Consider the following 15,511-nt stretch of genomic DNA (forward strand, 5'->3'; position numbering starts at 1 on the left):
ACCGTTGGTGCCGGTGTGGTTGCCAAGATTATCGCTTGATAATCTGACGCCATAATCAAAAGCCTCCGTTCAACGGGGGCTTTTGTATTTTGGTTGACACTGGGTAGGCGCGTCAGTAGAATTGCGCCTCCCTTGGATGGGCCTACCCGCAGTGTTGGGGTGTGCTCTGAAGAATTGAAGCTTGGAGTTTCTGGTCAAATGCAGAACCAACAGATTCGTATTCGGTTGAAGGCTTTTGACCACCGCCTGATAGATCAATCAACCCAGGAAATCGTGGATACCGCGAAACGTACTGGGGCTCAGGTCCGTGGTCCAATACCTTTGCCGACGCGCAAAGAGCGTTTTACAGTGCTGGTTTCCCCGCACGTCAATAAAGATGCCCGTGATCAGTACGAGATCCGCACCCATAAACGGGTTCTGGATATCGTTCAGCCTACCGACAAGACTGTCGATGCGCTGATGAAGCTGGATCTGGCAGCTGGCGTTGAGGTTCAAATCAGCCTCGGCTGATAGCCCCACACGACTGGGGCTATAAGTCGTGCAACGCCCTGAAATGGGCGGCCATAGCGGGTAATAGCCCCGTGCACTCATGAGGTTTACAAGATGACTATTGGATTAGTCGGCCGGAAATGCGGTATGACCCGCGTTTTCACTGAAGATGGCGTTTCCATTCCGGTTACCGTCGTAGAAGTAGAGCCGAACCGCATCACCCAGGTAAAATCCCTCGATACGGATGGCTATCAGGCTATTCAGATCACCTTGGGCGAGCGTCGCGCGAAGCGTGTCAGCAAGCCGATGGCAGGGCACTTTGCTAAAGCCAACACCGCAGCAGGTCGTCAGGTATGCGAATTCCGTGTGGAAGGCGATACCGAGTACCAGGCTGGGGCTGAAATCACCGTCAGCATTTTTGAAGCGGGCCAGAAGGTCGATGTCACCGGTCAGTCCAAAGGTAAGGGCTTCGCCGGTACGATCAAGCGCTGGAACTTCCGCGGCCAGGATGCTACCCACGGCAACTCCGTATCCCACCGTGTACCAGGTTCCATTGGCCAGTGCCAAACTCCGGGCCGTGTATTCAAGGGCAAGAAGATGGCCGGGCACATGGGCGCTGAACAAGTGACCGTGCAGACCCTGGAAATCGTCCGCGTTGACGCCGAACGTAACCTGCTGCTCATCAAGGGCGCGGTTCCTGGTGCACCCGGCAGCGACGTAATCGTCCGCCCGGCTGTCAAGGCCAAGGGTTAAGGGGGAGTTACCATGAATTTGAATGTAGCTGGCGCAAACGCGATCGAAGTTTCCGATCTGACCTTTGCCACAGAGTTTAACGAGACCCTGGTTCACCAAGCCGTCGTCGCCTTCATGGCGGGTGGCCGTCAGGGTACCAAGCAGCAGAAGACACGTTCCGACGTTTCCGGTGGTGGCAAGAAGCCGTTCCGCCAGAAAGGTACTGGTCGTGCCCGTGCTGGTACTATCCGCAGCCCAATCTGGCGCGGGGGCGGTACCACTTTCGCTGCACGTCCACAGAATCATGAGCAAAAGCTGAACCGCAAGATGTATCGCGGTGCGCTGCGCTCGATTTTGTCCGAGCTGGTTCGTCTTGAGCGCCTCGTCGTGGTTGAAGACTTTTCCGTTGATGCTCCGAAGACTAAAACGTTGATCGGCAAGCTCAAGGATCTGAACCTGGAAAACGTGTTGATCGTTACTGACAATCTTGATTCCAATCTGTACCTCGCTGCGCGCAATCTGCCGCACGTTGATGTACGTGACGTTCAAGGTTCGGATCCGGTCAGCCTGATCGCTTACGACAAGGTACTGATTACCGTACCTGCCGTTAAGAAGTTCGAGGAGATGCTGGGATGAACCAAGAACGCATTTTCAAAGTACTGCTTGGCCCGCATGTATCCGAGAAGGCTACCGTGCTGGCTGACAGCAAAAACCAGTTCGTGTTCAAGGTGGAAAACACCGCGACCAAGCTGGAAATAAAGAAAGCCGTTGAGCAGCTGTTCAGCGTCAAGGTCAAGACCGTTTCGACCTTGAATGTTAAAGGCAAGACCAAGCGAACCGTACGCGGCCTAGGCAAACGTAATGATTGGAAGAAGGCATATGTCAGCCTGGAATCCGGTCAAGACATCGATTTTGCCAGCGCTGAATAAGTTAAGGGGTACATCATGGCACTTGTAAAATGTAAACCTACTTCCGCTGGCCGCCGCTTCGTTGTCAAGGTCGTGAACGCTGACCTGCACAAAGGTGCGCCGTATGCACCTTTGCTCGAGAAGCAAAGCAAGTCTGGTGGTCGTAATAATAATGGCCGTATCACCACGCGTCATCGTGGGGGCGGTCATAAGCAGCATTATCGTATGGTCGATTTTCGTCGCAACAAGGATGGCATTCCTGCTGTCGTTGAGCGTATCGAATACGATCCGAACCGTACCGCTCATATTGCTCTGCTCAAGTACGCCGACGGCGAGCGCCGCTACATCATTGCCCCCAAGGGCGTGACTGCTGGTGATCAGGTCGTATCGGGTGCCGAGGCGCCGATCAAGCCGGGTAATACGTTGCCGCTGCGCAATATTCCAGTGGGTAGCACCATTCACGCGATCGAACTGAAGCCTGGTAAAGGCGCTCAGGTAGCTCGCAGTGCCGGTGCCTCCGTTCAGCTGGTTGCGCGTGAAGGTGCTTACGTAACTGTGCGTCTGCGCTCCGGCGAGATGCGTAAGGTGCTTGGTGAGTGCCGCGCCACCATGGGCGAAGTGTCCAATGGTGAGCACAGCCTGCGCTCCCTGGGTAAGGCCGGTGCCAGTCGCTGGCGCGGTGTTCGTCCGACAGTTCGTGGTGTAGCCATGAACCCGGTTGATCACCCGCACGGTGGTGGTGAAGGCCGTACGTCCGGTGGTCGTCATCCTGTGTCGCCATGGGGCTTCCCGACCAAGGGCGCCAAGACTCGGTCAAACAAGCGGACTGACAAGATGATTGTCCGTCGTCGCAGCAAGTAATTAGAGGGGAAACGACATGCCGCGTTCTCTGAAGAAAGGACCTTTTATCGATCTTCACCTGTTAAAGAAGATCGAAGTTGCAGTTGAAAAGAATGACCGTAAGCCAGTCAAAACCTGGTCGCGCCGTTCGATGATTCTGCCGCAGATGGTTGGTTTGACCATCGCAGTACATAACGGTCGTCAACATGTACCGGTAATTATTTCGGAAGACATGGTCGGTCACAAGTTAGGCGAATTCTCTGCAACGCGTACCTATCGTGGTCACGTTGCGGACAAGAAAGCCAAGCGCTAAGGGGTTAGAAGATGGAAGTAGCCGCTAGTCATAAAGGCGCCCGACTCTCTGCCCAGAAAGCGCGCTTGGTCGCTGACCAGATCCGCGGGAAGAAAGTTGATGAAGCCCTGAATCTGCTGGCTTTCAGCAACAAAAAGGCCGCTGAAGTCATCAAGAAAGTGCTCGAGTCGGCAATTGCCAACGCTGAGCACAACGATGGCGCGGACGTGGATGACCTTAAGGTCTCCACCGTGTTTGTAAACGAAGGTCGCTCTCTCAAGCGCATCATGCCACGTGCCAAAGGCCGTGCTGATCGTATCGTGAAGCGGTCTTGCCACATCACGGTCAAGGTTGCTGACAAGTAGGAGTCGATCATGGGTCAGAAAGTACATCCGACGGGCTTTCGCCTCGGAATTGTTAAACAGCACACTTCGGTGTGGTACGCAGATGGCCGCACGTATGCGGACTATCTGAACACTGATCTGAAGGTACGCGAGTACGTTCAGAAGAAGCTGAAGAGCGCTTCGGTCAGTCGCGTTGAGATTCAGCGCCCGGCACAAACCGCCAAGATCACCATTCACACTGCCCGTCCGGGTATCGTGATTGGCAAGAAGGGCGAGGATGTCGAGAAGCTGCGCCAGGAGCTGACAAAGCAGATGGGCGTACCTGTGAATATCAACATCGAAGAGATCCGCAAGCCGGAACTCGACGCTGCTCTGGTAGCACAAAACGTTGCTCAGCAGTTGGAGCGCCGCGTGATGTTCCGTCGTGCCATGAAGCGCGCCGTACAGAACGCAATGCGCATTGGTGCCAAGGGTATCAAGATCCAGGTTGGTGGCCGCCTCGGCGGTGCCGAAATCGCCCGGAGCGAATGGTACCGTGAAGGCCGTGTGCCGCTGCACACTCTGCGTGCCGACATCGACTACGCAACGTATGAAGCCCACACCACATACGGTGTGATCGGTGTGAAGGTTTGGATTTTCAAAGGCGAGATCATTGGTGGTCAGCCCGAAGAAACCAAAGCCGTCGCGACCAAGAAAAAAGCTGCTAAGTAAGGGGTACGCACATGTTACAACCCAAGCGTACGAAGTTCCGCAAGCAAATGACCGGCCACAACCGTGGTCTGGCGCATCGCGGTAGTAAAGTGAGCTTTGGCGAATATGGACTCAAGGCCGTCGGCCGTGGTCGTCTGACAGCCCGTCAGATCGAAGCCGCTCGTCGTGCCCTGACTCGTCACGTTAAGCGTGGCGGTAAAATCTGGATCCGTGTCTTCCCGGATAAGCCGATTTCCAAGAAGCCTTTGGAAGTCCGGATGGGTAAAGGTAAGGGTAATGTCGAGTACTGGGTAGCCCAGATCAAGCCTGGCAAAATCCTGTATGAGATCGAAGGTGTTTCCGAAGAGCTGGCGCGCGAGGCGTTTACCCTTGCCGCTGCCAAGCTGCCTCTCGCTACCACCTTTGTTAAGCGGACGGTGATGTGATGAAAGCGACAGAACTTCGTGAAAAATCTGCCGAGCAGCTCAATGAGCAGCTGCTCACCCTGCTGCGTGACCAGTTCAATCTGCGGATGCAGAAGGCAACCGGTCAACTCGGTCAGAGCCACCTGCTGAAGCAGGCCAAGCGTGACATCGCTCGAGTCAAGACCGTGCTCAACCAGAAAGGTGGTAAGTGATCATGGCCGAGACCATTACAGATCGTAGCGTTACTGGCCGTGTGGTCAGCAACAAGATGGAAAAGACCGTTACTGTGCTGATCGAGCGCCAGGTAAAGCACCCGCTGTACGGTAAATACGTACGCCGCTCTACCAAGCTGCACGCACATGACGAGAACAACGAATGCCGCATCGGTGATCTGGTAACTATTCGGGAAACCCGTCCCTTGGCGAAAACCAAGAACTGGACCCTGGTACAGATCGACGAGCGCGCGGCGCAAGTTTAAGCCCGCGCTTGTTGGCGGAATTTTCAAGGGTCGGAGAAAGTTATGATTCAGACTCAATCCATGCTGGAAGTGGCAGATAACAGTGGTGCACGCCGCGTCATGTGTATCAAGGTTCTTGGCGGTTCTCACCGCCGCTACGCCGGCATTGGCGATATCATCAAAGTGACCGTGAAGGAAGCGATTCCCCGCGGCAAAGTAAAGAAAGGCCAGGTGCTCAATGCGGTCATCGTGCGTACTCGTCACGGTGTACGCCGTCCAGACGGTTCGCTGATCCGTTTTGATGGCAACGCAGCCGTTCTGCTCAACAATAAAAATGAGCCGATCGGTACCCGCATCTTTGGGCCAGTGACGCGTGAATTGCGTAATGAGCAGTTCATGAAGATCGTTTCCCTCGCGCCCGAAGTGCTGTAAGGAGCCCGGTCATGCAAAAGATAAAACGTGACGACGACGTAATCGTCATCGCCGGTAAAGATAAAGGTAAGCGCGGCAAGGTCCTCAAGGTCCTGGCTGACTCACGCCTGTTAATTTCCGGTGTCAACATTATCAAGCGGCACACCAAGCCAAATCCCATGGCTGGTGCGCAAGGCGGTATCGTTGAGAAGGAGGCGCCAATCCACGTCTCCAACGTGGCAATCTTCAACGGCGAGACCAGCAAGGCCGACCGTGTCGGCTTCAAGGTCGAAGACGGTAAGAAGGTTCGTATTTTCAAGTCGACGCAAAAAGCCGTCGACGCTTGAGAATCTAGGTGCTTACCATGGCAAGATTGAAAGAACACTACCGGACTACTCTCGTTCCCAAGCTCAAAGAAGAACTGGGCCTGCAGAACGTGATGGAAGTACCGAAGCTCACCAAGATCACCCTGAACATGGGCCTTGGCGAAGCAGTTGGTGACAAGAAAGTCATCGAACACGCAATGGCTGACCTCGAGAAGATCACTGGCCGTAAAGGCATCGTGACCTACGCTCGTAAGTCTATCGCTGGTTTCAAGATTCGTGACGGCTGGCCGATCGGTGTCAAGGTAACCTTGCGCCGTGAGCAGATGTACGAATTCCTGGACCGTCTGTTGGCTATTTCTCTGCCCCGCGTGCGCGATTTCCGCGGCCTGAACATTAAATCGTTCGACGGTCGTGGCAATTACAGCATGGGTGTCAAGGAACAGATCATCTTCCCGGAAATCGATTACGACAAGATCGATGTCCTGCGTGGTTTGGACATTACTTTGACAACCACTGCACGAACGGACGACGAAGGTCGTGCGCTGCTGCGTGCGTTCAACTTCCCGTTCCGTAACTAGGAGTCAGGTAATGGCAAAAGTCAGTATGAAAAACCGCGAGTTGAAGCGCACTCGTACGGTTGCCAAGTACGCTGTAAAGCGTGCTGAGCTCAAGGCCATCATCGGTAACATGAACGCGTCTGTTGAAGACCGTTGGAATGCTCAGATGGGGCTGCAAAAACTGCCGCGTGATGCGAGCCCGGTTCGTCAGCGTAACCGCTGCCGGATCACTGGCCGCCCGCACGGCGTATACCGCAAGTTCGGCCTTTCACGCATCAAATTGCGTGAAGCGGCAATGCGCGGTGATGTACCCGGTCTGGTTAAAGCCAGCTGGTAATCCAGACCTCAATTACTCAGTTTCAGGAGCAGAAAGCCCATGAGTATGCAGGACCCGTTAGCAGATATGCTGACCCGCATCCGTAATGCCCAGATGGCTGAAAAGTCCAGTGTCAGTATGCCTGCGGCAAAGCTGAAGGTGGCTGTCGCCAAAGTACTTAAAGAGGAAGGCTATGTTGCCGGTTATGAAGTGCAGGGCGACACCAAGCCTGTTCTTTCGATCGAGCTCAAGTACTTCGAAGGCAAGCCAGTTATAGAAGATGTCAAACGCATCAGCCGTCCAGGCCTGCGCCAGTACAAGTCCGTTGACCAGATTCCGAAGGTCAAGGGTGGACTGGGTGTCTCGATCGTCTCCACCAATAAAGGTGTTATGACTGATCGTGCCGCTCGCGCAGCCGGTATCGGCGGCGAAGTTCTTTGCACTGTATTCTGATAGGGGGTTACGATGTCTCGCGTCGCTAAAGACCCTGTCAAATTACCGCAGGGCGTAGAAATAAAGCTGGACGGTCAAGAGCTTTCGGTCAAGGGCGCCAAGGGCTCTCTGGATCTGAATCTCCACTCAACAGTAGAAGTTGTTCAGGAAGACGGCGTTTTGAAGTTCGCCGCACGTCCTGGCAGCCCAAATATGGCCATGGCCGGCACGACTCGTGCGCTGGTGCAAAACATGGTTACGGGTGTCACCCAAGGCTTCGAGCGCAAGCTGCAGTTGGTCGGTGTGGGTTACAAGGCGCAGGCCAAAGGGCAGACTCTGTCCCTGGCGCTGGGTTTTTCCCATCCGATTGACTATCAGCTGCCTGAAGGTGTTTCTGCGGAAACCCCGAGCCAGACTGACATCATCATTAAAGGTATCGACAAGCAACTAGTCGGTCAGGTAGCCGCGGAGATTCGTAATTTCCGTCGTCCCGAGCCTTATAAAGGCAAGGGTGTACGCTACTCCGATGAGGTCGTGCGTCGTAAAGAAGCCAAGAAGAAGTAGGGCATAGCAAATGAGCGATAAAAAAGTTATCCGTCTCCGTCGCGCTCGCCGTTCGCGTCTGAAGCAGCGCGAGCTGGAAGCCGTACGTCTGTGCGTGTACCGTTCTTCGCAGCACATGTACGCGCAAGTGATCTCAGCCGACGGTGCAAAAGTACTGGCCAGCGCATCCACTCTGGATGCCAGCCTGCGCAGCAGTGGCACTGGCAACATCGAAGCCGCCAAGAAAGTCGGGCTCCTGGTAGCCGAGCGCGCCAAGGCCGCTGGGATTAGTCAGGTCTCCTTCGACCGTTCCGGCTTCAAGTATCATGGCCGCGTGAAAGCGCTGGCCGACGCCGCTCGTGAAGGCGGGTTGGAATTCTAAGGGTAGAGCTATGGCTAATTTCGAGCAGAAGCGCGACGAAGGTTATATCGAGAAACTGGTTCAGGTTAACCGCGTTGCCAAAGTAGTAAAAGGTGGCCGTATCTTCGCCTTCACCGCATTGACGGTCGTTGGCGATGGTAATGGTCGAGTGGGTTTCGGTCGTGGCAAGGCACGTGAAGTGCCTGCAGCGATTCAGAAGGCCATGGAAGCCGCACGTCGTAACATGATCCAGGTGGATCTGAACGGTTCGACCTTGCAGTATCCGGTCAAGGCCGCGCATGGCGCCTCCAAGGTGTACATGCAGCCTGCTTCCGAGGGTACCGGCGTTATTGCTGGTGGCGCGATGCGTGCCGTCCTCGAAGCCGCTGGTGTGCATAACGTACTGGCCAAGTGTTACGGTTCCACCAACCCGGTTAACGTCGTCCAGGCCACTTACAAGGGTCTGAAGTCGATGCAGTCTCCCGAGTCTGTAGCGGCCAAGCGCGGCAAGACCGTTGAAGACATCGTGGGGTAACCTGAAATGGCTAATGCAACAATCAAAGTGACTTTGTACAAGAGTGCGATTGGTCGTCTGCCAAACCACAGGGCCTGTGTCAAAGGTCTGGGTTTGCGCCGTATCGGTCACACCGTCGAAGTCGAAGATACCCCGTCTGTGCGTGGGATGGTCAATCAGATCGCCTACATGGTTCGGGTTGAGGGTTAAGACATGAAATTGAATGATCTGCGTTCCGCGCCGGGTGCACGCCGTGAAAAGCTGCGCGTCGGCCGTGGTATCGGCAGCGGCCTGGGCAAGACTGCCGGTCGCGGCCACAAGGGTTTGAGCTCGCGTTCGGGCGGCACCGTAGCTCCGGGTTTCGAGGGTGGTCAGCAGCCGCTGCACCGTCGTCTGCCGAAGTTCGGTTTCACGTCCAAGATTGCGATGGTCACCGCTGAAATTCGTACCAGTGAGTTGAACAAGCTGGACGTTGACGTGATTGACCTGCAAGCCTTGAAGGATGCCAACATCATTGGCAACAAGTTTGTACGTGCCAAAGTCGTTCTTTCCGGCGATATGACCAAAGCGGTCAGCATCAAAGGGCTGAGAGCCACCAAAGGTGCGCGTGCAGCGATCGAAGCAGCTGGCGGCAAGATCGAGGACTAAATGGCTAAGCAAGGCGCTCTCTCTGGAATGAAGCAAGGCGGCCTGACGGAACTCTGGGGGCGCTTGCGCTTCCTGTTCCTGGCGATCATCGTATACCGCATCGGGGCACATATTCCCGTGCCCGGTATCAATCCTGATCGACTGGCTGACCTGTTCAGGCAGAACGAGGGAACCATACTTAGCCTGTTCAACATGTTCTCGGGTGGTGCTCTGGAGCGGATGAGTATCTTCGCTTTGGGCATCATGCCGTACATTTCTGCATCGATTATCATGCAGCTGATGACGGCGGTTAGCCCGTCGCTGGAACAGTTGAAGAAAGAGGGTGAATCCGGCCGTCGCAAGATCAGCCAGTACACCCGCTATCTGACATTGGTATTGGCATTTATTCAGGCCATCGGCATGTCTGTCGGTCTGGCCAGTCAGGGCGTGACGTTTGATACAGGGTTCAGCTTCTACTTCGTAGCGGTGACTACCTTTGTAGCGGGCGCCATGTTCATGATGTGGCTAGGCGAGCAGATCACCGAGCGGGGTATCGGCAACGGTATTTCCATGCTGATCTTCGCCGGTATCGTAGCCGGGCTGCCAAGCGCCATTGGCCAATCTTTCGAAGCGGCACGTCAGGGCGATATCAATATCTTCGCCTTGATTGCGATCGCATTGCTGGCCGTTGCGATGATTGCCTTTGTGGTTTTCGTCGAACGCGGACAGCGTCGGATTACGGTCAACTATGCCAAGCGCCAGCAGGGACGCAAGGTGTTCGCTGCCCAGACCAGCCATTTGCCGCTTAAGGTGAACATGGCCGGTGTGATTCCAGCGATCTTTGCCAGCAGTATCCTGTTGTTCCCGGCATCTTTGGGTACCTGGTTCGGCCAGGGTGAGGGCATGGGTTGGCTGCAGGGTTTGTCGCAGGCAATTGCTCCAGGACAGCCTTTGAACATCATTCTGTTTAGTGCGGGGATCGTTTTCTTCTGCTTCTTCTACACAGCGTTGATGTTCAATCCCAAGGATGTGGCTGAAAACCTGAAAAAGTCAGGCGCGTTCATTCCGGGGATTCGTCCGGGTGAGCAGTCGGCCCGTTATATTGACGGGGTGATGACGCGGCTGACCATGTTTGGCGCCATGTACATGACTGCGGTCTGTCTCTTGCCGCAGTTCCTGGTGGTGTCGGCTAATGTTCCCTTCTACCTGGGTGGGACGTCACTGTTGATCGTTGTTGTGGTTGTGATGGACTTCATGTCCCAAGTACAATCGCACCTCGTTTCTCAGCAGTACGAGTCTCTTATGAAGAAATCGAACTTGAAAGGCTACGGCAGCGGAATGCTGCGCTGAGAATCTCAAGGTTCTAGGAGTCTGTTATGAAAGTTGCAGCATCAGTCAAGAAGCTTTGCCGTAACTGCAAGATGGTCCGTCGCAATGGTAGCGTCCGGGTCATCTGCAGTGCTGAGCCCCGTCACAAGCAGCGTCAAGGTTAATACCCTTTCCCGTTGATTGTTGACTACGTCTCAGGATAACCGCCGCTCGGCCAGATAACTGGTCGGGTGGTTGATTTTTATTTTTGTTAGCGCTACCCTACTGCACCCTTTTTCACACACAGCTCGTGTACGTTTTGGGTTGAGTCAGAGTAGCTGTCAGACGGAGTAAATTTGGATGGCCCGTATTGCAGGCGTCAACATCCCGGATAACAAGCATACTGTTATCTCTTTGACCTATATCTTTGGTATTGGTCAAACCAAGGCACAACAGATCTGTGCCGCAACCGGTATTGCACCGGATGCAAAAATCAAGGATCTCAGCGAGGAGCAGGTTGATCTGCTGCGCACCGAAGTGGGCAAGAGCCACACTGAAGGTGACCTGCGTCGTTCGATCAACATGAACGTCAAGCGTCTCATGGATCTGGGCTGCTATCGTGGTCTGCGCCACCGTCGGGGCCTTCCGGTCCGCGGCCAGCGCACCAAGACCAATGCGCGTACCCGTAAGGGCCCACGCAAGCCGATCCGTAAGTAATCGCTAAGGAATATACAGATATGGCTAAGCCTGCTGCTCGTGTTCGTAAGAAAGTCAAAAAGACGGTGGTCGATGGGATTGCCCACATCCACGCGTCTTTCAACAACACCATCATCACCATTACCGACCGTCAGGGCAACGCTCTGAGCTGGGCGACTTCTGGTGGTTCCGGTTTCCGTGGTTCGCGTAAAAGCACCCCCTTTGCTGCCCAGGTTGCAGCAGAGCGTGCTGGTCAGGCTGCTCTGGAATACGGTCTGAAAAACCTCGACGTTAATGTGAAGGGCCCAGGCCCGGGTCGTGAATCGGCAGTACGTGCGCTGAATACTTGTGGCTACAAGATCAGCGGCATCACCGATGTCACCCCCATCCCACATAACGGCTGTCGCCCGCCTAAAAAGCGCCGCGTGTAACCAGGAGACGGAAATGGCTAGATATATTGGTCCCAAATGTAAACTGTCTCGTCGCGAAGGCACCGATCTTTTTCTCAAGAGCGGTGTTCGCGCCCTTGACTCTAAGTGTAAGCTGGAAAGCCCTCCGGGCGTCCATGGCCAGCGTCGTGGCCGGTTGTCCGAGTACGGCACCCAGCTGCGTGAAAAGCAGAAAGTCCGCCGCATGTACGGGATTCTGGAGCGTCAATTCGCCAATTATTACAAGGAAGCTGCCCGTCTGAAGGGTGCGACCGGCGAAAACCTGCTTCAGTTGCTCGAGCGTCGTCTGGACAACGTTGTTTATCGTATGGGCTTCGGCTCTACGCGTGCCGAAGCGCGTCAGCTTGTTTCGCACAAAGCAATCAGCGTCAACGGCAAGACTGTGAATGTCGCTTCGTTCCTGGTTTCCCCAGGTGATGTGGTCGCTGTTCGCGAAAAGGCCAAGAACCAACTGCGTATTGGCGGTTCGCTGGAGCTTGCTGCACAGCGCGGTCAATCCGAATGGCTGGAAGTCGATACAGCCAAAAAGGAAGGTGTCTTCAAGACCCTGCCTTCACGGAGTGATCTGTATGCCGACATCAACGAAAGTCTGATCGTCGAGCTTTACTCCAAGTAAGCGTCAGTAAGCAAAAGGTGCCCCCATGCAGAGTTCGGTTACCGAGTTTCTAACACCACGTCATATTGACGTACAGGAAAGCTCGCCTACGCGTGCCAAGATTACTCTTGAGCCGCTTGAGCGTGGTTTCGGCCATACCCTGGGCAATGCGCTGCGTCGCATTTTGCTCTCCTCCATGCCCGGTTGTGCCGTGGTAGAGGCGGAAATCGACGGCGTTTTGCATGAATACAGCGCCATCGAAGGCGTACAGGAAGATGTCATCGAGATCCTGCTTAACCTGAAAGGGTTGGCGATCAAGATGCACGGCCGTGATCACGTTACCTTGTCTCTTTCCAAGAAAGGGCAGGGGCCGGTCACCGGTGCAGACATTCAACTGGATCATGACGTCGAGATCGTTAACCCTGATCACGTCATTGCCAATATGTCTGACACTGGTGTCCTGAACATGAAGTTGACTGTGGCACGCGGTCGGGGCTATGAGCCCTCCGATGCTCGCCAGTCTGAAGACGATGAAAGCCGCTCGATCGGCCGCTTGCAGCTTGATGCTACTTATACCCCGGTTCGCCGTGTGGCCTATGTAGTGGAAAGTGCTCGTGTAGAACAGCGTACCAACCTGGATAAGCTGGTCATTGACCTGGAAACCAACGGTACCCTGGATCCGGAAGAAGCTATTCGCCGCGCTGCTACCATTCTTCAGCAGCAGCTGGCCGCTTTTGTTGACCTGAAGGGAGATCACGAGCCTGTGATCGAACATCAGGAAGACGAGATCGATCCGATCCTGCTGCGCCCGGTTGATGATCTGGAGTTGACTGTACGTTCGGCCAACTGCCTGAAAGCAGAAAATATTTACTATATCGGCGATCTGATCCAGCGTACCGAAGTGGAACTGCTGAAGACCCCGAACCTGGGCAAGAAATCCCTGACCGAGATCAAGGATGTCCTGGCTTCACGTGGTCTGTCACTGGGTATGCGTCTGGACAACTGGCCGCCTGCAAGCTTGAAGAAGGACGACAAGGTTTCGGCCTGATCGTCTCGACACCGAGGAATTGAGAGATGCGTCATCGTAAAAGTGGTCGTCACCTGAATCGGACCAGCTCACACCGTAAGGCCATGTTTCAAAACATGGCGGTGTCGCTGTTCGAAAACGAACTGATCAAAACGACTCTGCCCAAGGCCAAGGAATTGCGCCGTGTGGCTGAGCCGCTGATCACCCTGGCTAAGGAAGACACCGTAGCCAACCGTCGTCTGGCGTTTGACCGTACCCGTAGCAAGGAAGCGGTTGGTAAATTGTTCAACGACCTGGGCAAGCGTTATGCCGAGCGTCCCGGTGGTTATATTCGCATTCTCAAGTGCGGATTCCGTACTGGCGATGCGGCTCCCATGGCTTATGTGGAGTTGGTTGATCGTCCGGAGCTGAGTGCAGCTGCTGACGAGTAAGGTGTAAAGCGCGAATAGAAAGGCCGGATCCTAGATCCGGCTTTTTTTTGCCCAGATTTTATCTATCACCTGAGTTGATTTAAGTCATTGGGGTTACGTGGCCGATCTGCGTACTATCATCTCATCGCCGACGGGCTTAGCAGCGAACCGGACGCGCGTATTGCAGTACACACCAAGGAGTCCCACATGACAGACAAGCCGAAACTTACGACCGCAGCCGGTGCACCCGTTGCCGATAACCAGAATTCGATGACAGCCGGGCAGCGGGGCCCGTTGCTCCTGCAGGACGTCTGGTTTCTGGAAAAACTGGCGCACTTTGATCGTGAAGTGATACCTGAGCGCCGCATGCATGCTAAAGGTTCTGGTGCCTTCGGCGACTTTGTCGTGACTCATGATATTACTCAGTATTCCAAAGCCCAGGTGTTCTCTACCGTCGGCAAAAAGACGCCGATGTTCGTGCGTTTTTCGACCGTCGCCGGCGAGCGCGGTGCTGCTGATGCCGAGCGGGATATCCGCGGTTTCTCGATGAAGTTCTACACCGAGCAGGGGAACTGGGACCTGGTAGGTAACAATACGCCGGTATTCTTTTTCCGCGACCCGCTGAAGTTTCCTGATCTGAACCATGCCATTAAACGTGATCCGCGCACCAATATGCGCAGTGCTAACAATAACTGGGACTTCTGGACCAGCCTGCCGGAAGCGCTGCACCAGGTCACCTATGTCATGGGCGACCGCGGCATCCCGGCCTCGTACCGTCACATGCACGGGTTCGGATCGCACACCTACAGTCTGATCAGCGGCGACAATCAGCGCTATTGGGTCAAATTCCACTTCAAGACTCAGCAGGGCATTAAGAACCTGACGGATGAGGAGGCAGCAGCCATCGTAGCGGGTGACCGGGAAAGCTCCCAGCGTGACCTGTATGACGCGATTGAGCGTAAAGATTTCCCGCGTTGGACCATGTATGTACAGATCATGCCCGAGATGGACGCCGCTAAAGTGCCGTACCACCCCTTCGACCTGACCAAGGTCTGGCCCAAGGGTGACTATCCGCTGATCGAAGTTGGGTATTTCGAGCTTAACCGCAATCCGGAGAACTACTTCCAGGATGTCGAGCAAGCAGCTTTTTCCCCTGCCAACGTAGTGCCGGGTATCAGCTTCTCGCCAGACCGGATGTTACAAGGCCGGCTGTTCTCCTACGGTGATGCGCAGCGGTATCGGCTGGGGGTCAACCACCATCAGATCCCGGTCAATGCACCGCGCTGTCCTTTCCACAGTTTCCACCGCGATGGTGCGATGCGCACCGACGGTAACCAGGGCGGACGTGTTTCCTATGAGCCGAACAGTTATGAGGAGTGGCAGGAACAGCCTGATTTCAGCGAGCCGCCTCTTGCACTGGAAGGTGCGGGCGCGCGTTACGACTTCCGTGCGGATGATGACGATTACTTTTCTCAAGCAGGTGACCTGTTTCGTCTGATGTCGCCGGAAGAGCAGCAGCGTCTGTTCCAGAATACCGCGCGGGCGATGGACGGTGCCGAGCGGCATATCAAGATCCGTCACATCGGTCATTGTATTCAGGCGGATCCCGCCTACGGGGAGGGCATGGCGGGTGCGCTTGAAATCCCGTTGACGGAAGTGCTGGCGTAAGAGAAGAGTTAGGCCTGCTATACCGAGCCTGCAGCGTGCTGCAGGCTTTTTGCGTTGTAGAGGTTGGGTTGTGGCCATCGGACCGGCTATCTGG

Annotated in this window: 29 protein-coding genes; all 29 read left to right on the forward strand. The window is 55.0% G+C overall.

Features of this window, described 5'->3' with window-relative positions:
• Positions 1-198 precede the first annotated feature (198 nt).
• The 29 genes from rpsJ to FHK95_RS17740 all read left to right on the forward strand — a co-directional run bounded on the left by rpsJ (position 199) and on the right by FHK95_RS17740 (position 15,417).
• On the forward strand, positions 199-510 hold the full coding sequence (gene rpsJ / locus FHK95_RS17600) for a 30S ribosomal protein S10 (RefSeq protein ID WP_028614853.1): 312 nt from the start codon (positions 199-201) through the stop codon (positions 508-510).
• A gap of 93 nt (positions 511-603) precedes the next feature.
• On the forward strand, positions 604-1,242 hold the full coding sequence (rplC, locus tag FHK95_RS17605) for a 50S ribosomal protein L3 (RefSeq protein ID WP_150305954.1): 639 nt from the start codon (positions 604-606) through the stop codon (positions 1,240-1,242).
• A 12-nt stretch (positions 1,243-1,254) separates the two neighbouring features.
• Positions 1,255-1,857, forward strand: a complete 603-nt coding sequence (rplD, locus tag FHK95_RS17610) for a 50S ribosomal protein L4 (protein ID WP_150305955.1) — start codon at positions 1,255-1,257, stop codon at positions 1,855-1,857.
• Entirely contained in the window at positions 1,854-2,150 is a 297-nt protein-coding gene (gene rplW, locus FHK95_RS17615) for a 50S ribosomal protein L23 (RefSeq protein WP_150305956.1), read from the forward strand. The genes rplD and rplW overlap by 4 nt, the downstream gene beginning before the upstream one ends.
• 15 nt (positions 2,151-2,165) lie before the next feature.
• The gene (rplB, locus tag FHK95_RS17620; protein WP_150305957.1) at positions 2,166-2,990 is read left to right on the forward strand and encodes a 50S ribosomal protein L2; all 825 of its coding nucleotides are present in this window, start codon (positions 2,166-2,168) and stop codon (positions 2,988-2,990) included.
• Between the two features lie 16 nt (positions 2,991-3,006).
• Positions 3,007-3,282 carry a 30S ribosomal protein S19 gene (gene rpsS, locus FHK95_RS17625; protein ID WP_150305958.1) on the forward strand — a complete coding sequence of 92 codons (276 nt, stop codon included), beginning with the start codon at positions 3,007-3,009 and terminating at the stop codon, positions 3,280-3,282.
• Between the two features lie 11 nt (positions 3,283-3,293).
• Entirely contained in the window at positions 3,294-3,626 is a 333-nt protein-coding gene (rplV, locus tag FHK95_RS17630) for a 50S ribosomal protein L22 (protein ID WP_150305959.1), read from the forward strand.
• A gap of 9 nt (positions 3,627-3,635) precedes the next feature.
• Positions 3,636-4,316: a 30S ribosomal protein S3 gene (rpsC, locus tag FHK95_RS17635; protein ID WP_150305960.1), complete on the forward strand. Its 681-nt coding sequence runs from the start codon at positions 3,636-3,638 to the stop codon at positions 4,314-4,316.
• A gap of 11 nt (positions 4,317-4,327) precedes the next feature.
• A complete protein-coding gene (gene rplP, locus FHK95_RS17640; protein WP_150305961.1) occupies positions 4,328-4,741 on the forward strand; it encodes a 50S ribosomal protein L16 in 414 nt (137 codons plus the stop codon).
• Positions 4,741-4,932 (forward strand): 50S ribosomal protein L29, encoded by a 192-nt coding sequence (gene rpmC / locus FHK95_RS17645; RefSeq protein WP_150302319.1) that lies wholly within the window; start codon positions 4,741-4,743, stop codon positions 4,930-4,932. Before rplP ends, rpmC begins: the two co-directional genes overlap by 1 nt.
• Before the next feature lie 2 nt (positions 4,933-4,934).
• Positions 4,935-5,198: a 30S ribosomal protein S17 gene (gene rpsQ / locus FHK95_RS17650; protein ID WP_150305962.1), complete on the forward strand. Its 264-nt coding sequence runs from the start codon at positions 4,935-4,937 to the stop codon at positions 5,196-5,198.
• A 42-nt stretch (positions 5,199-5,240) separates the two neighbouring features.
• Positions 5,241-5,609, forward strand: a complete 369-nt coding sequence (gene rplN / locus FHK95_RS17655) for a 50S ribosomal protein L14 (RefSeq protein ID WP_150305963.1) — start codon at positions 5,241-5,243, stop codon at positions 5,607-5,609.
• A gap of 11 nt (positions 5,610-5,620) precedes the next feature.
• The gene (rplX, locus tag FHK95_RS17660; RefSeq protein ID WP_150305964.1) at positions 5,621-5,935 is read left to right on the forward strand and encodes a 50S ribosomal protein L24; all 315 of its coding nucleotides are present in this window, start codon (positions 5,621-5,623) and stop codon (positions 5,933-5,935) included.
• Between the two features lie 17 nt (positions 5,936-5,952).
• Complete coding sequence (gene rplE / locus FHK95_RS17665) at positions 5,953-6,492, forward strand: 50S ribosomal protein L5 (protein ID WP_150305965.1); 540 nt, start codon at positions 5,953-5,955, stop codon at positions 6,490-6,492.
• A gap of 10 nt (positions 6,493-6,502) precedes the next feature.
• On the forward strand, positions 6,503-6,808 hold the full coding sequence (gene rpsN / locus FHK95_RS17670; RefSeq protein ID WP_150305966.1) for a 30S ribosomal protein S14: 306 nt from the start codon (positions 6,503-6,505) through the stop codon (positions 6,806-6,808).
• 39 nt (positions 6,809-6,847) lie between these two features.
• Entirely contained in the window at positions 6,848-7,240 is a 393-nt protein-coding gene (gene rpsH, locus FHK95_RS17675; protein ID WP_150305967.1) for a 30S ribosomal protein S8, read from the forward strand.
• Between the two features lie 12 nt (positions 7,241-7,252).
• On the forward strand, positions 7,253-7,783 hold the full coding sequence (gene rplF / locus FHK95_RS17680; protein ID WP_150305968.1) for a 50S ribosomal protein L6: 531 nt from the start codon (positions 7,253-7,255) through the stop codon (positions 7,781-7,783).
• 10 nt (positions 7,784-7,793) lie between these two features.
• Positions 7,794-8,144 (forward strand): 50S ribosomal protein L18, encoded by a 351-nt coding sequence (gene rplR, locus FHK95_RS17685; protein ID WP_150305969.1) that lies wholly within the window; start codon positions 7,794-7,796, stop codon positions 8,142-8,144.
• A 10-nt stretch (positions 8,145-8,154) separates the two neighbouring features.
• Positions 8,155-8,658: a 30S ribosomal protein S5 gene (rpsE, locus tag FHK95_RS17690; protein ID WP_150279291.1), complete on the forward strand. Its 504-nt coding sequence runs from the start codon at positions 8,155-8,157 to the stop codon at positions 8,656-8,658.
• A 6-nt stretch (positions 8,659-8,664) separates the two neighbouring features.
• Positions 8,665-8,847, forward strand: coding sequence for a 50S ribosomal protein L30 (gene rpmD, locus FHK95_RS17695; RefSeq protein ID WP_150305970.1), 183 nt, complete (start codon positions 8,665-8,667; stop codon positions 8,845-8,847).
• 3 nt (positions 8,848-8,850) lie between these two features.
• Positions 8,851-9,285 carry a 50S ribosomal protein L15 gene (gene rplO / locus FHK95_RS17700; protein WP_150305971.1) on the forward strand — a complete coding sequence of 145 codons (435 nt, stop codon included), beginning with the start codon at positions 8,851-8,853 and terminating at the stop codon, positions 9,283-9,285.
• The gene (gene secY, locus FHK95_RS17705; protein ID WP_150305972.1) at positions 9,286-10,614 is read left to right on the forward strand and encodes a preprotein translocase subunit SecY; all 1,329 of its coding nucleotides are present in this window, start codon (positions 9,286-9,288) and stop codon (positions 10,612-10,614) included.
• A gap of 26 nt (positions 10,615-10,640) precedes the next feature.
• Positions 10,641-10,757, forward strand: coding sequence for a 50S ribosomal protein L36 (rpmJ, locus tag FHK95_RS17710; RefSeq protein WP_150305973.1), 117 nt, complete (start codon positions 10,641-10,643; stop codon positions 10,755-10,757).
• Positions 10,758-10,932: 175 nt separating this feature from the next.
• Complete coding sequence (gene rpsM, locus FHK95_RS17715; protein WP_150305974.1) at positions 10,933-11,289, forward strand: 30S ribosomal protein S13; 357 nt, start codon at positions 10,933-10,935, stop codon at positions 11,287-11,289.
• Between the two features lie 20 nt (positions 11,290-11,309).
• A complete protein-coding gene (gene rpsK, locus FHK95_RS17720; RefSeq protein WP_150305975.1) occupies positions 11,310-11,699 on the forward strand; it encodes a 30S ribosomal protein S11 in 390 nt (129 codons plus the stop codon).
• 13 nt (positions 11,700-11,712) lie between these two features.
• A complete protein-coding gene (gene rpsD / locus FHK95_RS17725) occupies positions 11,713-12,333 on the forward strand; it encodes a 30S ribosomal protein S4 (RefSeq protein WP_150305976.1) in 621 nt (206 codons plus the stop codon).
• A gap of 25 nt (positions 12,334-12,358) precedes the next feature.
• Positions 12,359-13,360, forward strand: a complete 1,002-nt coding sequence (locus FHK95_RS17730) for a DNA-directed RNA polymerase subunit alpha (protein WP_150305977.1) — start codon at positions 12,359-12,361, stop codon at positions 13,358-13,360.
• Positions 13,361-13,386: 26 nt separating this feature from the next.
• The gene (gene rplQ, locus FHK95_RS17735) at positions 13,387-13,770 is read left to right on the forward strand and encodes a 50S ribosomal protein L17 (protein WP_150305978.1); all 384 of its coding nucleotides are present in this window, start codon (positions 13,387-13,389) and stop codon (positions 13,768-13,770) included.
• Between the two features lie 186 nt (positions 13,771-13,956).
• The gene (locus tag FHK95_RS17740) at positions 13,957-15,417 is read left to right on the forward strand and encodes a catalase (RefSeq protein ID WP_150305979.1); all 1,461 of its coding nucleotides are present in this window, start codon (positions 13,957-13,959) and stop codon (positions 15,415-15,417) included.
• The last annotated feature ends 94 nt before the right edge of the window (positions 15,418-15,511 follow it).

Origin of the sequence: Pseudomonas saliphila, from assembly GCF_008638345.1 — a bacterium.
Classification (GTDB): Bacteria; Pseudomonadota; Gammaproteobacteria; order Pseudomonadales; family Pseudomonadaceae; genus Halopseudomonas; species Halopseudomonas saliphila.

Coding starts and splice junctions, on each gene's coding strand:
- rpsJ (WP_028614853.1), top strand. CDS start 199: ATGCAGAACCAACAGATTCGTATTCGGTTGAAGGCTTTTGACCACCGC.
- rplC (WP_150305954.1), top strand. CDS start 604: ATGACTATTGGATTAGTCGGCCGGAAATGCGGTATGACCCGCGTTTTC.
- rplD (WP_150305955.1), top strand. CDS start 1,255: ATGAATTTGAATGTAGCTGGCGCAAACGCGATCGAAGTTTCCGATCTG.
- rplW (WP_150305956.1), top strand. CDS start 1,854: ATGAACCAAGAACGCATTTTCAAAGTACTGCTTGGCCCGCATGTATCC.
- rplB (WP_150305957.1), top strand. CDS start 2,166: ATGGCACTTGTAAAATGTAAACCTACTTCCGCTGGCCGCCGCTTCGTT.
- rpsS (WP_150305958.1), top strand. CDS start 3,007: ATGCCGCGTTCTCTGAAGAAAGGACCTTTTATCGATCTTCACCTGTTA.
- rplV (WP_150305959.1), top strand. CDS start 3,294: ATGGAAGTAGCCGCTAGTCATAAAGGCGCCCGACTCTCTGCCCAGAAA.
- rpsC (WP_150305960.1), top strand. CDS start 3,636: ATGGGTCAGAAAGTACATCCGACGGGCTTTCGCCTCGGAATTGTTAAA.
- rplP (WP_150305961.1), top strand. CDS start 4,328: ATGTTACAACCCAAGCGTACGAAGTTCCGCAAGCAAATGACCGGCCAC.
- rpmC (WP_150302319.1), top strand. CDS start 4,741: ATGAAAGCGACAGAACTTCGTGAAAAATCTGCCGAGCAGCTCAATGAG.
- rpsQ (WP_150305962.1), top strand. CDS start 4,935: ATGGCCGAGACCATTACAGATCGTAGCGTTACTGGCCGTGTGGTCAGC.
- rplN (WP_150305963.1), top strand. CDS start 5,241: ATGATTCAGACTCAATCCATGCTGGAAGTGGCAGATAACAGTGGTGCA.
- rplX (WP_150305964.1), top strand. CDS start 5,621: ATGCAAAAGATAAAACGTGACGACGACGTAATCGTCATCGCCGGTAAA.
- rplE (WP_150305965.1), top strand. CDS start 5,953: ATGGCAAGATTGAAAGAACACTACCGGACTACTCTCGTTCCCAAGCTC.
- rpsN (WP_150305966.1), top strand. CDS start 6,503: ATGGCAAAAGTCAGTATGAAAAACCGCGAGTTGAAGCGCACTCGTACG.
- rpsH (WP_150305967.1), top strand. CDS start 6,848: ATGAGTATGCAGGACCCGTTAGCAGATATGCTGACCCGCATCCGTAAT.
- rplF (WP_150305968.1), top strand. CDS start 7,253: ATGTCTCGCGTCGCTAAAGACCCTGTCAAATTACCGCAGGGCGTAGAA.
- rplR (WP_150305969.1), top strand. CDS start 7,794: ATGAGCGATAAAAAAGTTATCCGTCTCCGTCGCGCTCGCCGTTCGCGT.
- rpsE (WP_150279291.1), top strand. CDS start 8,155: ATGGCTAATTTCGAGCAGAAGCGCGACGAAGGTTATATCGAGAAACTG.
- rpmD (WP_150305970.1), top strand. CDS start 8,665: ATGGCTAATGCAACAATCAAAGTGACTTTGTACAAGAGTGCGATTGGT.
- rplO (WP_150305971.1), top strand. CDS start 8,851: ATGAAATTGAATGATCTGCGTTCCGCGCCGGGTGCACGCCGTGAAAAG.
- secY (WP_150305972.1), top strand. CDS start 9,286: ATGGCTAAGCAAGGCGCTCTCTCTGGAATGAAGCAAGGCGGCCTGACG.
- rpmJ (WP_150305973.1), top strand. CDS start 10,641: ATGAAAGTTGCAGCATCAGTCAAGAAGCTTTGCCGTAACTGCAAGATG.
- rpsM (WP_150305974.1), top strand. CDS start 10,933: ATGGCCCGTATTGCAGGCGTCAACATCCCGGATAACAAGCATACTGTT.
- rpsK (WP_150305975.1), top strand. CDS start 11,310: ATGGCTAAGCCTGCTGCTCGTGTTCGTAAGAAAGTCAAAAAGACGGTG.
- rpsD (WP_150305976.1), top strand. CDS start 11,713: ATGGCTAGATATATTGGTCCCAAATGTAAACTGTCTCGTCGCGAAGGC.
- FHK95_RS17730 (WP_150305977.1), top strand. CDS start 12,359: ATGCAGAGTTCGGTTACCGAGTTTCTAACACCACGTCATATTGACGTA.
- rplQ (WP_150305978.1), top strand. CDS start 13,387: ATGCGTCATCGTAAAAGTGGTCGTCACCTGAATCGGACCAGCTCACAC.
- FHK95_RS17740 (WP_150305979.1), top strand. CDS start 13,957: ATGACAGACAAGCCGAAACTTACGACCGCAGCCGGTGCACCCGTTGCC.